Consider the following 14,821-nt stretch of genomic DNA (forward strand, 5'->3'; position numbering starts at 1 on the left):
CCGGCGATCGTCATTTACCGCGGAGCAGGCAACGCGCTGTTGCCGCCGCGATACCGCGCATCATGCCGATGCCGACGTCTCCGGCACCTTCACCTGCGTGACGCGCCCTCCGTCCGAATCGTCGTCACGCGGTGCGTCGAGCTGCCCTTCCCACTTCGCGACCACGGCAGCCGCGATCGAGTTGCCGACGGCGTTGGTGGCCGAGCGCCCCATGTCGAGGAACATGTCGACGCCCATGATCAGCAGCAGCCCCGCCTCGGGCATGTTGAACTGGTTGAGCGTCGCCGCGATCACGACCAGCGATGCGCGCGGCACGCCCGCCATTCCCTTCGACGTCACCATCAGCATCAGCAGCATCGTGATCTGCGTGCCCAGCGGCAGATGGATGCCATACACCTGCGCGATGAACAGCACCGCGAACGTGCAGTACATCATCGAGCCGTCGAGGTTGAACGAGTACCCGATCGGCAGCACGAAGCTCGAGATCTTGCGGTTCACGCCGAAGCGGTCGAGTGCGTCCAGCAGCTTCGGATACGCGGCCTCGGAGCTCGCCGTCGCGAACGACAGCAGGAACGGTTCGCGGATCAGCCGGATCAGCGTGAACGCGCGCTTGCCGAGGAACGCCACGCCGGCGAGCGTCAGCACGCCCCACAGCAGCGCCAGCGCCAGATAGAAGCTCGCCATGAACTTCGCGAACGTGAGCAGGATGCCGAGCCCTTCGGTCGTGATCGTCGACGCCAGCGCCGCGAACACCGCGACGGGTGCGAACCACATCACCGCGCCCGTCACCTTCAGCATCACCTGCGCGAGATCGTCGATCACGCCGGTCAGGCGCTTGCCGGATTCGCCGAGCGCGGACAGCGCGGTGCCGAAGAAGATCGAGAAAACGACGATCTGCAGGATTTCGTTGTTCGCCATCGCCTCGGCGATCGACTTCGGCACCAGGTGGACCACGAAATCCTTCAGCGTGAATGCGCCCGTCTTCAGGTTGAGGGCCGCATCGGACGCCGGCAACGGCAGGCTCAGGTGGCTGCCCGGCTGCAGGATCGTCGCGGTCAGCAGGCCGAGCAGCAACGACGTGAACGACGCGATGAAGAACCAGCCGAACGCCTTGACGCCCACGCGGCCCACCGCGCTGCCGTCGCCCATCTGCGCAATGCCGACGGTCAGCGTCGCGAATACCAGCGGCGCGATGATCATCTTGATCAATCGCAGGAATACGTCGGACAGCAACGACACGTAACCGGCGACTTCCTTGGCCATCTTCGGGTCGGGAAACGCGCTATGGCACGCGTAACCCACTGCGATACCAAGAATCATCGCGACGACGATGTACTTGGTAATGTTGTGCTTCTTCTTCATTAGTAATCCAAATTACAAAGCGTGTGTTTCCAACGGCTGGAAAATCATTCGCGTCCGGCTGCGAATCGGAACTCACGTCGCAATGCGTGCGACAGGCCCGCTTCTGGCGGTCGCCAGAGCGGACAGGGGGGGCATTCTAACGCAAATGGCGCGCGAGCTTTCAATTCCGAAAGCAGGTGCAGGTTGATCTGCGTCCATTCAGCACCGGAAAAGCGGGTTTTGTCGCGATCCGGCCGAGCGGCTCCAGCGGCCATCACGTGCTTCGACCTTGACGTACATGCCGCCCGGGCCGTCCGACGACGCCACCGGACGACGATCGCGACACATTCTCACAAAGATGCGCAGACCTCGACACTACCGCACGTAATCGCTATGTAATATTTGGAAATGGTTCGCGTTCCCGCAATGACCCGGCGCCAATGCGCACGACGAGTCGGGAATGCGGCGCCGCGTTCGGGTCATCGTTCCAACCAGGTCGAGTCGTTCGCTTCATAAGCAGTCCTTCCAATGAACGAACGGGAAAAATCAGCATCGTGATGAACATTCTGTACACCAACTTCCACGGCGACTACGGCGGCGGCCAGGATACCTACGTCCGCGATCTCGCCGTCGCAATGAGCCGGCATCACCGCGTGACCGTTGCGTCGCCGGAGGGAAGCCGCCTGTCGCGATTGTTGAAGGACAGCCCGGACGTGGCCATCTTCGACATGGAATTCAAACCGCGCTGGAACCGCCTGTGCCAGGAAATTGCCCGGCTGCGTCAGCGGATCGTCGCCGAGCGCTACGACGTCATTCACGTCAACGGGTCCGCCGATCACCGGCAGGTGATGCTGGCGCTGCTCGGGTGCCGATATCGGCCCGCGGTCGTGCTCACCAAGCACAACACGTATCGCGCCGACAGCTTCGGCAACCTGCTGCGCGCACGGTTCGCGACGGACCACACCATCGCGGTCAGCGACTATGTCGCGGGCATGCTCGCGCTCCGGTCGCCGTATGGCAACGTCACGGTCGTCAAGCACGGCGTGCGCCGGCAGGCTGCGGAACGACTGGCCAGCGACGAGATCCGCCGCCGCAAGGTGGCGCTGTTCGGGCCGTCCGGCGCGGATGCGATCGTGCTGGGCAGCAGCGCCGGCACCGCGCCGGAAAAAGGCTGGATGGACCTGATCGCGGCGCTGGGCCGCTTGCCCGAACCCGAGCGCGAGCGGTTTCGCGTGCTGCTGGTCGGCGCGGAGCCGTCCGGCGCGCAGCGCAAGCAGATCGCGCAACACGGCATGACGTCGCGCACGGCGTTCACCGGACGGCTCGACGACGTATGGGCGCCGTTCTCGATCATCGACGTGTCGTTCGTGCTGTCGTACCACGAGAGCCTGTCGTACGCGTGCCGCGAAGCGATGTCGCTGGGCTGCCCCGCGATCGTGACGCGCGTGGGCGGCCTGCCCGAGAACGTCGAGCCGGGCGTGGACGGCTGGGTCGTTCCGCCGCGCGAGCCCGAAGCGATCGAGGAGATTCTGCGCGCGATCGTGCGCGAGCCCGGTTGCGTCCGGGCGATGGGACGCAGCGCGCGGCTGAAAGGCAAGCGCGAGTTCTCGTTCGACACCTTCGTCGATGCGACTTTGTCCGTCTATCAGAAATCGGTTCGACACAACCCGTATCGTTGGGTGACATCCTTGAGGTCCATGTAATGGCCATGAATATCTGGAAGAAGTATTGGCGCCTGCGGATGCAGGAGTGCCCGTGCGACGTGCACTTCGTCGAATGGCTGGAATCCGTTCGCCTCAACGGCATCCGCATCTATCACTTCGGCACCGGCGGCCACCACCATGTCGGCGTGGAATGCGCGCGCCCGCACCTGAACAACGCGGTCTTCGGCGTGACGGCGTCGCCGAAGGAATACAAGTCGTATGTCGATCTCGTCACGCGGCAACCGGAGGTGAGCAAGACCTACCTGGCCTATTTCGGCGACATCTATACGAGCAACTCGGACCTGCTGCCGGCATTCGACGTCGTCACGCTGTTCCACCTGTGCGAATTCCGCGACGAGACGAACAGCCGCTACGGTGCGAAGACCGACGCGGAAGTGCTCGACCTGTTTGCACGCCATACCGCACGCGAAGGTCACCTGCTGTTCTACAAGGGCTCGTCGGCCTACCGGAAGGCCGAACCGATCATCGCGCAATGGGCGGCGAATGCCGATTTCGTCGAGGTCGGCGACTTCAAGACCTTGCGGATTTTCCGCAAGGCCGCGTAACCTCCATTCTCGCGATCCGCCGATGCTTCTGTCCGCCACACGCTTTCCGATCCTGATGTATCACCAGATACGCCCGCTGCCGCCGCCGTCCGATCGGCTGCGCAGCCTGAGCGTCGCGCCCGACGCGTTCCGCCGCCAGATGACGCTGTTCAGGCGGCTCGGCTACCGCGGCCTGAGCGTGCGCGAACTGCAGCCGTATCTGCGCGGGGAGCGCAGCGGGAAAGTCTTCGGCATTTCGTTCGACGACGGCTTTCTCGACGTGCTGACGCAGGCGATGCCCGTGCTGGACGAGCTCGGGTTCACGGCGACCTGCTACTTCGTCGCCGGACGGTTCGGCGGCGAGAACGACTGGGATGCGGGCGCCGATACCGCGCGCTCGCCGCTCATGACGTGCGAGCACATGCTCGCGTGGCGCGATCACGGCCATGAAATCGGCTCGCATACGCTCGATCACGTCGCGCTGTCGCGCGTGCCCGCGCACATGTCGGACCTTCAGGTAACTGAATCGAAGCGGCGGCTCGAAGCGTTGAGCGGCCGGCGCGTCGAATCGTTCTGCTATCCGTACGGCGAGCTGAGCGCGAGCGTCCGCGATCAGGTCGCCGCCGCGGGATACGGTAATGCGACGACGACCCGGCGCGGCTGCGCCGATGCGTCCGACGATCCGTTTCTGCTGCCGCGGGTTCCGGTGGCGGGTGGTGTCGGTGCGCTTCGGTTGTTGTTCAAATGCGCGCGGTGGCGGGTTCGGGGGCGTGGGTAGCGTCGGGAACAGCGCTCGTGGCGTGGTGCTTCGACTTCGCTCTCTGACAAAAGCCAGCCTCTTGCTCATCGCAGTTCGATCCTGCGGCGAACACTTCGGACAAGTGACCCGTCGCCCTCAACCAAATTGGGCGGTCAGCCATCCTTCAGCCCATTTGGTCGCGTATGCAACCGCGTCATCGCGCACATCGAAGCCAGCCAGATCACCGCTGGCGTGTACTTCCCGCTCACCTCCGTCCAGCAGAACCGTGGAGATCCTCACATGCGCGATGTACTCTCCGTCCGCCCTGCGGGGTGTCGGGTCGATTCGGAACCGTGTCGAATTGAAGAGCATGGGCTCCTCCCTGTTGGGTTACCGCGAGCCAGGCTGTCGCGGGAGCAGCACGAGAAAACGTCGGACATGAAGAAGTGCCGTAGTCCGGCCCGCCTCCTGACTGGATTCACGGCTCGCCATCCTGCCTTTTCCGTGTGGCACGCGACCCGCTACGAACATCAGGAAGGCATCCGCATCGACCTTGCAGCGATGGTCACGGACAGACCGGCGAATGAGGTGCAACCCGCAAGCGGAGATGGAAGCACGTTGCTCCGCAATACCTACGGAGCCACTCTCAAGCGATGGGACAAGAGGGGAGCGTCAGCACTATCGATGGTGCCCGGACGATCGATCACGGCGAGAGGCCCGATCGCATTCAGAGGGGCATGCTGAGCAATACGCTGGAATCGGCAATGGGTCATCCGATGGTTCGATGCTACGCCGTTCCATAAATTTGTATAGCGAAATTTCCAGCAAATGCCTGTCGCCGGAGCATGCCTTCGTACTGTCACGAGGTGTGAGTCGCAGCGACAGCGCGTATAGTGGGGCTAGCCTTACCGCCGGTTCCAGAAGACAGTTCGGCACTTGGGGGCGGCATCGTCCGGGCGGCGCATGGGCACCGATTCTCATGGTTGGCATCATGCAGCGTCGTCGACTTCGAAGCAGGCAGCGCTCGGGGAATCGCGTTGACACGAGTTGGACCGGCTAACGTAAGCCCCTCTGAAGAAACCGCGCCACCCATGAAAATCGACCGCAGTTCCATTCCCCACTACCTCGTCCTTCGTGCCGGCTGGCCACCCTATGTGTTGAATGCAGACCGCCTGGTGCTCCGCCGCGACGCGAGCCCGCTGTTGCGCGCGTTCGCGCGAACCCGCGGAAGCTTCGCACATGTCGACGACGTCGCGTGGAACATCTTCTCCGACGCAGAGGGTCTTTCAGTGATCGAGCGTCGGGAAACGGGGTTCTTTACGTTGATCACCGGAACCGAGACCGAGCATCAGTTGCATTTGCTGGCAACCCTCTGACGTTGCCGCGGGGACGGCGTACGGCCAGGGTCGACGAACGGCCGCGCCCGGGGATTTTTACGGAATGCTGATTTTCCCGGACGGTCACTTGTTCTGCCCCTCGGCCGAAAGCGCTTGACACAGGCCTCGACGAGGCGTACTGTCAGTCGCTGAAGTATTCAAGAAGCGCGATTGCTGTCCACCATTCACCGCGGCCTGCGGTATTCGTTGTCCTCTCCCTCCTTGATTATTTTTGCGTGCCCATTCGGGCGCATATGCTCGTCCATTTTCAGGAGATCTAATATGGATACCGGTACCGTCAAGTGGTTCAACGACAGCAAGGGCTTCGGCTTCATCACGCCCGACGCGGGTGGTGACGATCTGTTCGCGCACTTCTCCGAGATTCGCGGCGATGGCTTCAAGACCCTCGCCGAAGGCCAGAAGGTCAGCTACGAGACCAAGAGCGGCCCCAAGGGCCTGCAGGCGTCGAACATTACCCCCCTGTAATTCCCGTAAGCCGTCAGCCTCGTTCATGGAGCGGCACGTAACTGCCGCTTCCCTGAATACGCATCTCCATCGCGCACGCCGCACGCCTCGATGCAAGCCCGACCGGGCCCGTCATTTCGCATCCGGACGTCGAGCATGCGCGTATGCAGATGCCCCAATACCCCTCGCAGCGCGCGTGTCCAGCCGCGCGTGCGCGATCGAACGGGTCCCGTTCATCTGATCGCGCAAGCGGCGCAGCAGGAGAACCCGCATGACCAGAAATCAACCTCGCAGTAACAAGGTGCCTCCGCGAGCCAAGCCTGCGATGACGCTGCCCAAGTTCGGCACGGCATTGAACTGGGTGCCGCCCAAGTCTCCCACTGTCACGGAATCGCGCCCGAAGAAGCGCACGCCTGCTCCGTAATCCGTAATAGCGAATCGAGCCAACCGCTGCGTTTCGAAGCGGCAGCCACCGCTGTCGTGCAACGTGTCGAAGCCAGTCGCGGTCCGGTAGTCACAACGGCCTTGCCTTCGAATGCAGGCAATCGCCTTGATTGGAGAAACTGGCTTGGCAAAAGAAGAGCTATTGGAACTGGACGGCGTCGTCGACGAAGTTCTTCCGGACAGCAGGTTCCGCGTGACACTGGAAAACGGCGCGATTGTCGCCGCCTACGCATCGGGGCGCATGCGCCGCCACCGTATCAGGATCCTCGCAGGTGATCGGGTAAGGTTGGAGTTGTCTGTCTACGATCTGACCAAGGGCCGCATCAATTTCCGGCACAAGGACGACCACGCATCGACCGCTTCGCCACGCAAGCGATTCGTGCGACGCTAGCCGGATCGCGGGCATCGTCGCGCAAACAAAGCGACGGTGTCGCCTCCGAACCCGTCGCAACCCGATACCGTGTGTCCGTGGGTCGCACCCGCGTGCGTTGTGGCGCGAAATCCGGAATAAGTTGGGCGCCCGACAAACGATGCGCGTATGATGGGTTTATCCGAGCGATCGCCAGCCCTCGGCCGCTCGCCCCTCCATCTACCCTCTTGCTGCATCGCCTCGCCTCCGCGCTGCAACGTTGTCCCTTTCACCCCACCGGCACGCCCTGCAACGGCGATACGGGCCGGTTGTGTTCGCCCATGCAATTCGCCGTGGCCGAACGCCAGGAGTTTGCTATGAGCATGCACGTCTACCGTGGATTCGAGATATATCCACTGATTTACCCTCACGTACCGGCACCGAGCGGCAGTCCGCATAACTACGACGCCGGTTTCGACGCGGCAGTCAAGATTTGCCTTCGCGGCACCACCGACACGCTGACGCAGAGCCAGACTTTCAGATTGCGCGACAACTCTCCATTTGACAACGCCGGTGACGCACGTCGTGCTTCGCTGCGCTATGCAGAGAACATCATCGACGACAATCGCGATAAACAGGGCTTCTTTTCCAACGGGCCCTGACGCGACTCGTCAACGCAGCGCAATGCGTCGGCAATCTGGAGGACGAAATGATCATCGACGAACTACTCGGTCTGGTCACGCGGCGCGAGGTCACCTGGACCGACGCCAACTTGCCCGCCGGAATGGCCGATTCGGCGCTGTGCCACCAACAAGAGCTGCAAATGTTCGTGGCGGTACGCGCGCTATCGATCGGAGCCGGATATTCGGAGTTCGAGTCCGACGAGATAGCGAGTGCCGTCATGACACGGCTCGGCTAGTTTTCCGTTCAAACGCTCCCAAACAGGATCTACATGACAACAGTTACGCTCAAGGTCAACGAACCAATCGATGTCGCTCTGCGGCGATTCCGACGTAGCATCGAGAAAACCGGGCTGATTCGCGAGTTGCGCAGTCGCACCGGCTATGAAAAGCCCACGACGGAACGCAAGCGGAAGAAGGCCAGCGCCGTCGCCCGACAACGCTTGCGGGCGAAGCGCATGTTGCCGCCTCGCAAAATGTACTAGGAGCGCATCGTGTACAACATGCCGGGCGAAGAGCCGCCGTTTTTCCCGCTGACGAAATGCGAAGTCGATTTCGATCAGCAGAAAGACATGGTGACACTGCTGCCGAGCTTCTACGCCTTCGGATGCGAGTACACCAGCCGCGGTTTTCTGATCGGGCGCGACGATGCGTTCAAACTGATTGCCGCGATCGAGAAGGCACTCAGCGTCCGGGGTGAGCCGACGCCGGCACACTCGTGAGCATCGACAACCAGAAGATGGACTATGCGCGTCCGCACCAAGTACGTAGATTTGCTCTATTTCCTGGTTGCTCTGCAACTCGTCACCGAAAGGCAGACGCGTGAGTGGCTGTCGCCCTTTCAGCTCGTCGAATCGCTGCAAGCATGGCTTATCGTCCATCGCGCGAAATGTGAGTGGCGCGATCGTGTCTGGATAGGCCATGCCTCCCTTCAGATAGCGAAGTCGGTCCGCCCGGTTGGCAACGCTGCATTTTCAGAATCGCTCCCAGGTGTGGCGAAAGACTCGACACTCCCTCCACGAGACGCGCTCGCGGATCGGTCGAGTCTACGGAGGAAGTGCATCCGCTACCTTAGGGAGCAGGTCTGATCCCGGCATCACTCGATCGATCAGCAACTGTGCCGCTGGCTGCTGCTCAGCCATCCGAAGCGACGCTAAAAGCACGCCGCAACACGCGCTTCGATCCCGTACCCGCCCGCTGTGCACGCTTGCACGATATACGCGGACACCTGGTACATCGCAGTTGGTCCGTTCAGCACAAGATTCGGCCGCGGCCGCCGACCTGAATCGACACGAGCCCCACTGCACGGCATCGTACCGACTTCTTCTCCCCGCCGGTCCATGCTGGGTCGACATGCATGTATCGCCGTCGCCATCGCGCACGCGATCGCCGAATGACAGCTGCCGGCTGCCACGGCACGGCACCGCCGCTTCCTTCGGCGATCGCTCCACCATCGATCCGACCCACCAGCCGCAACGGATTCGACGCGACTGGCCAACAACCCGCTCACCTTGCTCCGAGGGAACCATGAGATATTACGAAAGCACGGCAATCGATCGACGCGATCAGGCAACCCGGCAACAGCAGCGCGACGACCTCGCCCGCGCCGACATCGAACGGGCCGACAAGCGTACGCAAAACGACGCCCGCATCGACTCCAATGCGGACAAGTGGCGCTACGTCCGTCCCGACCTTCAGGTGAAGTGAATGACGCGGCGCTGCTCCCGACGCAGGCGGCGGATGATATTCGCGCCTCGCGTCGTCGTGCGCGCGTCGCGCAGGATGCATCGCAGACGTTTCGGCGTCAGGCACACCGGCGCGGGCGGATCGAGAATTCTGCAACGGCCTTGATCCCGCGCTGCTCCGCACAACGACACCGCTCGGGCGACCAGGCCAGTCGTCCGGCGTGCCCAACCCATATCTGCGTAGCGTTTCCTCGTTCCGCGGTTCGGCCCGGTACGGCTCCGCGACACGGAGCAGCGCGGTCGCGAGCGACATGCGCCGTCTGCGTGGTTATGCCGCTGTCTTGAGCGTCGGCGGCGATGTCGACTCCGTCACGTCATGCCCGGCCATTGCCAACGCCAGAACCGGGTTCAGGCTGTCCACCATCGAGCTCGGAATCAGGATCGTGGCCCCGCGCTCCTTCGTCGTTTCATAGATGATGTTCATGGCCCGCAATTGAAGTGCGGCCGGGTGATTTTCATAGACTCGCGAAGCTTCGACGAATTTCGCCGCCACCTCGGCCTCTGCAGACCCGAGTATCACGCGCGCCTGCTTCTCGCGTTCGGCTTGCGCCTGCCGTGACATCGAATCCTGCAGCGCGACGGGGATCGCTACGTCCCGGGTTTCCACGGACCGTACCGTGATACCCCAATCTGCGGTTTTTCTGCCGATCTCCTCCGCCAGATGTGCATCGGCAGCTTTTCGATCGGAAAGCAGCGTGGCCAGCATCGATGAACCGATCATCTCCCGCAGCGAGGTTTGCGCGACGCGATCGATGGCCTGCCGGTAATCAGTGATGGCGAGTGCCGCCTTCTGGGCGTCGTGTACGTGCCAGAAAATGATGGCGTCGACGTTGACCGGCACGGTATCCCTGGTAAGTGCCTCCTGTGCGTTGAACGCAGTCGTTTGAATGCGCTCGTCGATCACTGCGACAACGTTGTCCAGTATCGGAATAATCATAAAAAAACCGGCACCCTTGACGCTCTGTAGTTTCCCGACACGCAGGATCACAAACTTCTCCCAGACATTTGCCACTTTCACGGAGAGTGCGATAAGGACGGCGACGATGAAGAGGGGTAACGCGAGATACGGATTGACCAAGGCGCCAACGGCTAGCGCGGCAAACAAGAAGGCGGCGGAAAGAAATAGTGTGACGGGGTTCATGGCGGCGCTCCATTCGATGATGCCGACTTCCGGCAAGCGTCGCGAAGCACGACACCCATTCGCCCGGTTGCCTTCTCGCGCCCAGGCATCAGCGGTTTGGGCGCTCGTCCTGAACGTGCGCCGGATTGCGATGCAAATCTGTACGGTGACGTACCCGGACAGGGCTACGGAGCGGCCGCGGTTGTGAGTGATACGCAAAGCCGGCGATATCGAATCTCAACGAGAGGCGCTCTCGCGCTCGTTGCGCCGATTTCCGGCAAGCCGCGATGCGAACCTGCCTGCATGAGGGCGGATCCCTGAAGATCGTTCTCTAGCGTACCGACACGCGTGGCCCCGGGACACACAATGATCGGTGTCATACAGGAATCCCGGAGCCGATCGTGGAATACCCCATTTTTATCACCCGACAGGAAGGCTCAGGCTATCGCGGTTGGCTACCGGATTTTCCTGGCGTGGACGTGGAGGGCGACTCGTACAGCGAGCTGGCAAACGCCGCAAACGATCGGGTCGATGCACTGTATGACCAATGCGCGCGCCTCGTCCCCTCCCCGACAACGGACATGACGGCATTGCAGGCGTCTTGTATCGACGACGGCGACGGAATCTGGAGGTTCATCGATATTGCCCGGCCGACGTCGTGTTCGGTGCTGGTCTTGCTATGCCTCCCCAAGGAGCTCGTGGAAAAAATCGATGCGGTGGCGAAATCGCGCCATATAAGCCGCGAAGCGTTGGTGGCCGAGTGTACGAAAGGAATTGGCGTACCCGCATCGCGGTCTTCGTGCCACGAACTTGTCCTGGCGTAGCTGGCGAACGCGACTCAGCGGATTCATCTGCCCGGTTTGCGTCGCTTCACCGATGCGGGAGAGCGTTGCAGGCGCCGCTTGTCGTAATGGGCAACGCGTCAAAGTAAAAAGCCGGCGCTTGGCCGGCTTCGAATTCCGCGTTGCTAAGGCGGCTCCACGTTCTGTTTGAGATCGAGGAGATTTACTACGCGTACGTTACTGGTTCGACAGAAAACCCATGCCCAGACGTTTCCTTGCATCGGAAATACGTTGCTTGGGCGTGACGGCTTTCCACGAAAAGGTATGGCTTCTTGGCCACTCCGGATGAACAACGGGCATGCCATCGTCGGCCGCGCGTGCGTCCGCCTGTTCCTGTTGCCCCTCCTGCGAATTTTTTTCTCGTTTCGGGTGATCGTTCATCAACAGGCTCCCTCAAGAAACCGCGTTTCGTCATGGATGGGCTTGCGCCGCCCGAGTCGAGATAAAACGGCGCAAGCGAGTCGGATTGCGACGGCCCACTTCGATCACGGCGTTTCCATCTCCATGAAGTCTGCGGCCGATCTGCAGTCTGTGCGTCATGTACCACCATGCGCCTGCGGGCTTCGACAGTCGGTACGCTGCCGTACGGACCGGATGGCATGAATAGGCGCCTGGCCTCGATGCCGGTTCTAAAGGCGTTTCAAATCAGGGAGCAAGCGGTCGAATTCCCGCCTGACCACGCCGTAGCATTCGCACACACGCTTTTCAAGCCCGGCGCGATCCAGTACCTCGATGTGCCCGTAGTTATACCGGATCAACCCGGCATCCTGAAGTTTCAGCGCGGCTTCCGTCACGCCCGATCGTCGGACACCGAGCATGTTGGCGATCAGCTCCTGCGTCATTTTCAGTTCGCTCGATGGCAGGCGATCGAGGCTGAGCAGGAGCCATCGACAAAGCTGCTGATCGATCGAGTGATGTCGATTGCATACGGCTGTTTGCGCCATCTGGGTGATGAGTGCCTGGGTGTAGCGCAGCAGGAGCCGCTGCATCGAACCGCCTCGACGGAACTCGTCTTTCAGGATGCGCGCATCGAGTCGGTAAGCGTGTCCTGCGCTTTGGACGATCGCGCGGCTCGGGGTCGTTTCGCCCCCCATGAACAGCGCGATGCCGATCAACCCGTCGTTGCCGACGATGGCAATTTCGGCCGACGAACCGTCCTCCATCACGTACAACAGCGAGACGATGGCTGTCGTCGGAAAATAGACATGACTGAGCGCACCACCCGACTCGTACAGCACCTTTCCCAACGGCATGTCGACCAGCACAAGCTGCGGCGAAATATGCGCGAAACCTTCTGGCGGCAAGGCTGCGAGCAGATGATTTTCAATCGGAAAGGACTGCCCCGACATAGGTCGCTCCTGCAGTGATTGCGGCCTCTACCCAACGCGAATCGAAGCCGCGAAGCGTCATCGGCTCAAGACTCGCACTCGCGAAGCAGACGTTGCGCGAGGATCTTGGCGTCTTCGAGCGCGAGATCGTACTGCTCCCGATCGGAATCGGTCTGGTATGGGGGATCATCGTTCGGCCCCTCGTTGGTGCGGCGCAGATACACATAACCTCGGTACAGACCATGCGCAGATTCCATCACACGAATGCGTGCGAAGTGTGTTTTGGTACTGAATGTGAGATCGTCCATGATGCCTATCGGCGTGTGTTCAATCATCCTAGCACTCCGGGTGAAATCGAACGGATGCGGTCGAATCCGGACAGGTCACCGGGAAGCCGGCAAGGACGATCCTTGCGGATATCCCCTCGCCAGGATCGATGTGCGAGCTTTCGCGTCAAGGCTGAATCTGGTACGGCGGAAATGCCGACAGACGTGGATCGTCCACCGCGCCACCGACGGTGAAGTGATACAGGGATTGCCACACGTGATCCTTCGCGCCGAGCAACGCGTGCATTTCATCGTCGAAAAAGCAGCCAATCCCCGTCGCGCGCACGCCGGCAGCTTCTGCTTCGAGGTAGAGCGCCTGGCCAAGCATGCCGCATTCCCAGAACAGATGGCGATACCGCCAGGGCTGCTTCAACGCGATTTCGAATCTCGCGATCATTCCAAGCGCAAAACAGGAATCAGCGCCGATATCCTGGTGGCAGCAGATCAACCTTGCCACCGTGCGCAGATCGTAAGGCAGTAGAAGATAGAGCGGCAGAAGGTCCGGCCCGGTCTTTTGCCACAGCCATTCCGGACGCAGGGATCGCTTGAGCTCCGGCAGTGCGCCCGGGGTTCTGACGAGCATATAGAGGCCCGGCTCCAGGCCGTCGACGCGATGCACCAATAGCGCCGCATGCACCGCGGCGGGAGACATCAGCGCATTCCACGGCGGCGTGCCGGGATGTGTCAGCAGGCAGGTCAGCATGCTGAAAAAAGCCGCGTCGCCGATGCGCGTCGTGCCATCGAAATTCACCGCGCTGCGACGCTGCCTGGCGATTCTGGCGAAGCTGAGATCGAGAGCTGGCGTCGCCGGCGCCGAACACTGTTCCGGGTTCCGCGAGGGTGGTTCGCGAGTACCGGCCTTGTGTGTGACGCGATGAATCGAATCGATGCCCGGCCACGTCACATGTCCCGAACTCAGCCGATTGGCGCGTCCGTGCCACTGTGCCCTGTCCAAAGCGATCTGCATGCTCTCGAGATCGGGTCGCGTCTCGGGGTTGCCAATCCAGAGCAGAAGATCCGGCGCCTCCGTTTCGGCTTCCATGAAATCTTCGCGGCGGTCCACTCCCAGCAAGCCAGCCACGGCATCATCCGCAGCCGCCTCCATCAATCGCGTCTGCCAGCCAAGCGCTGCTGCCGCGTAACTCATCGCAGCGACGACATGGCCGCAATCCTGTTGGCAGTAGCGCCACGCGCGCACGCCGTACTTCCAGGCTTCGCGCCAGTGGATCGAGCTGATGCCGACCAGGACACCGCTTTCCGAAAACGCCTCGCTCCATTGCGGGTCGTCCACCGCAGCGCGATGTTCCAGCGCATGATCCCGGCTCAGGTAGTGGTAGACGCCTGCAGACAAGCCGGGCAGAGCCGGACACAGAAGATAGCCCTCGGTCGGATGCAGATTTCCGCTCGAAGGGTTGCAGCGCAGTGCCCACCGCTGAGCGCCATAGGATTTCCACGCCGACAAGCCGAGTGAGAGTTCGAACAGGATGGCCAGACTGGATAGATCGAATCCGTGCGCGGGCGGCAGGTTGCCGCAACGCAACGCGTTGTAGCGCGTGGCCAGGGTGTCCGCGGCTAACGGCAGATCGACGCGCGGTGCGCCGTGAAACACCCGGAACGGGTCCGGCTGGGTTGCCCAGTCGAGCCTCCCGGGGCCAGACGCGTAGAAGTCGAGACGGTGCTTGCTGCGTTCGTGATAATCAAGCAGCGCATGCTTTAACCGATCCATGTCCCCCTCGGCCCCGGAATACCCGCACACGCGACTGTACAAAACCGGATGGCTCGACGTTGAAGCGCGGCCGTCATCACGTCGTGGAATCC

Annotated in this window: 19 protein-coding genes; 12 read left to right on the plus strand and 7 right to left on the minus strand. The window is 61.8% G+C overall.

Annotated features, from left to right (window positions below):
* Positions 1-60 precede the first annotated feature (60 nt).
* Positions 61-1,362 (minus strand): dicarboxylate/amino acid:cation symporter, encoded by a 1,302-nt coding sequence (locus JYG32_RS27265; RefSeq protein WP_174378602.1) that lies wholly within the window; start codon positions 1,360-1,362, stop codon positions 61-63.
* Positions 1,363-1,898: 536 nt separating this feature from the next.
* On the opposite strand from JYG32_RS27265, the gene JYG32_RS27270 reads away from it, so the two are divergent.
* The 3 genes from JYG32_RS27270 to JYG32_RS27280 are packed head-to-tail and all read left to right on the plus strand — an operon-like array spanning position 1,899 to position 4,367.
* Positions 1,899-3,044 carry a glycosyltransferase gene (locus tag JYG32_RS27270; RefSeq protein WP_213265690.1) on the plus strand — a complete coding sequence of 382 codons (1,146 nt, stop codon included), beginning with the start codon at positions 1,899-1,901 and terminating at the stop codon, positions 3,042-3,044.
* Between the two features lie 5 nt (positions 3,045-3,049).
* Positions 3,050-3,610, plus strand: coding sequence for a hypothetical protein (locus JYG32_RS27275; protein WP_213265691.1), 561 nt, complete (start codon positions 3,050-3,052; stop codon positions 3,608-3,610).
* Between the two features lie 22 nt (positions 3,611-3,632).
* Positions 3,633-4,367 (plus strand): polysaccharide deacetylase family protein, encoded by a 735-nt coding sequence (locus tag JYG32_RS27280; protein ID WP_213265692.1) that lies wholly within the window; start codon positions 3,633-3,635, stop codon positions 4,365-4,367.
* 117 nt (positions 4,368-4,484) lie between these two features.
* On the opposite strand, the gene JYG32_RS27285 is transcribed toward JYG32_RS27280, so the two are convergent.
* Positions 4,485-4,700: a hypothetical protein gene (locus tag JYG32_RS27285; RefSeq protein WP_174378599.1), complete on the minus strand. Its 216-nt coding sequence runs from the start codon at positions 4,698-4,700 to the stop codon at positions 4,485-4,487.
* Between the two features lie 719 nt (positions 4,701-5,419).
* Here JYG32_RS27285 and JYG32_RS27290 point away from each other — a divergent pair.
* From JYG32_RS27290 to JYG32_RS27325, 8 genes are all read left to right on the plus strand, one after another.
* A complete protein-coding gene (locus JYG32_RS27290; protein ID WP_174378598.1) occupies positions 5,420-5,704 on the plus strand; it encodes a hypothetical protein in 285 nt (94 codons plus the stop codon).
* Positions 5,705-5,986: 282 nt separating this feature from the next.
* Positions 5,987-6,190 (plus strand): cold-shock protein, encoded by a 204-nt coding sequence (locus JYG32_RS27295; protein ID WP_174378597.1) that lies wholly within the window; start codon positions 5,987-5,989, stop codon positions 6,188-6,190.
* Positions 6,191-6,737: 547 nt separating this feature from the next.
* Positions 6,738-7,004, plus strand: coding sequence for a translation initiation factor IF-1 (gene infA / locus JYG32_RS27300; protein WP_174378596.1), 267 nt, complete (start codon positions 6,738-6,740; stop codon positions 7,002-7,004).
* 335 nt (positions 7,005-7,339) lie between these two features.
* Positions 7,340-7,624, plus strand: coding sequence for a hypothetical protein (locus JYG32_RS27305; RefSeq protein WP_174378595.1), 285 nt, complete (start codon positions 7,340-7,342; stop codon positions 7,622-7,624).
* Between the two features lie 47 nt (positions 7,625-7,671).
* Complete coding sequence (locus JYG32_RS27310; protein WP_174378594.1) at positions 7,672-7,881, plus strand: hypothetical protein; 210 nt, start codon at positions 7,672-7,674, stop codon at positions 7,879-7,881.
* A gap of 33 nt (positions 7,882-7,914) precedes the next feature.
* Positions 7,915-8,127 (plus strand): 30S ribosomal protein S21, encoded by a 213-nt coding sequence (gene rpsU, locus JYG32_RS27315; RefSeq protein WP_129516188.1) that lies wholly within the window; start codon positions 7,915-7,917, stop codon positions 8,125-8,127.
* A gap of 18 nt (positions 8,128-8,145) precedes the next feature.
* Positions 8,146-8,364: a hypothetical protein gene (locus JYG32_RS27320; protein WP_217447100.1), complete on the plus strand. Its 219-nt coding sequence runs from the start codon at positions 8,146-8,148 to the stop codon at positions 8,362-8,364.
* 805 nt (positions 8,365-9,169) lie between these two features.
* On the plus strand, positions 9,170-9,349 hold the full coding sequence (locus tag JYG32_RS27325) for a hypothetical protein (protein ID WP_213265693.1): 180 nt from the start codon (positions 9,170-9,172) through the stop codon (positions 9,347-9,349).
* A 306-nt stretch (positions 9,350-9,655) separates the two neighbouring features.
* On the opposite strand, the gene JYG32_RS27330 is transcribed toward JYG32_RS27325, so the two are convergent.
* Complete coding sequence (locus JYG32_RS27330) at positions 9,656-10,528, minus strand: slipin family protein (protein WP_174378591.1); 873 nt, start codon at positions 10,526-10,528, stop codon at positions 9,656-9,658.
* A gap of 380 nt (positions 10,529-10,908) precedes the next feature.
* Between JYG32_RS27330 and JYG32_RS27335 the strand changes: the two genes are divergently transcribed.
* Entirely contained in the window at positions 10,909-11,331 is a 423-nt protein-coding gene (locus JYG32_RS27335; protein WP_174378590.1) for a type II toxin-antitoxin system HicB family antitoxin, read from the plus strand.
* Positions 11,332-11,526: 195 nt separating this feature from the next.
* On the opposite strand, the gene JYG32_RS27340 is transcribed toward JYG32_RS27335, so the two are convergent.
* The 4 genes from JYG32_RS27340 to JYG32_RS27355 all read right to left on the minus strand — a co-directional run bounded on the left by JYG32_RS27340 (position 11,527) and on the right by JYG32_RS27355 (position 14,729).
* Complete coding sequence (locus JYG32_RS27340; protein ID WP_174378589.1) at positions 11,527-11,730, minus strand: hypothetical protein; 204 nt, start codon at positions 11,728-11,730, stop codon at positions 11,527-11,529.
* A gap of 248 nt (positions 11,731-11,978) precedes the next feature.
* On the minus strand, positions 11,979-12,698 hold the full coding sequence (locus JYG32_RS27345; RefSeq protein WP_174378588.1) for a Crp/Fnr family transcriptional regulator: 720 nt from the start codon (positions 12,696-12,698) through the stop codon (positions 11,979-11,981).
* A gap of 65 nt (positions 12,699-12,763) precedes the next feature.
* Entirely contained in the window at positions 12,764-13,012 is a 249-nt protein-coding gene (locus JYG32_RS27350; protein WP_249744662.1) for a hypothetical protein, read from the minus strand.
* Positions 13,013-13,130: 118 nt separating this feature from the next.
* Complete coding sequence (locus tag JYG32_RS27355; RefSeq protein WP_213265694.1) at positions 13,131-14,729, minus strand: SagB/ThcOx family dehydrogenase; 1,599 nt, start codon at positions 14,727-14,729, stop codon at positions 13,131-13,133.
* Positions 14,730-14,821 lie beyond the last annotated feature (92 nt).

The sequence above is a fragment of the Burkholderia pyrrocinia genome, assembly GCF_018417535.1.
GTDB classification, from domain to species: domain Bacteria; phylum Pseudomonadota; class Gammaproteobacteria; order Burkholderiales; family Burkholderiaceae; genus Burkholderia; species Burkholderia pyrrocinia_E.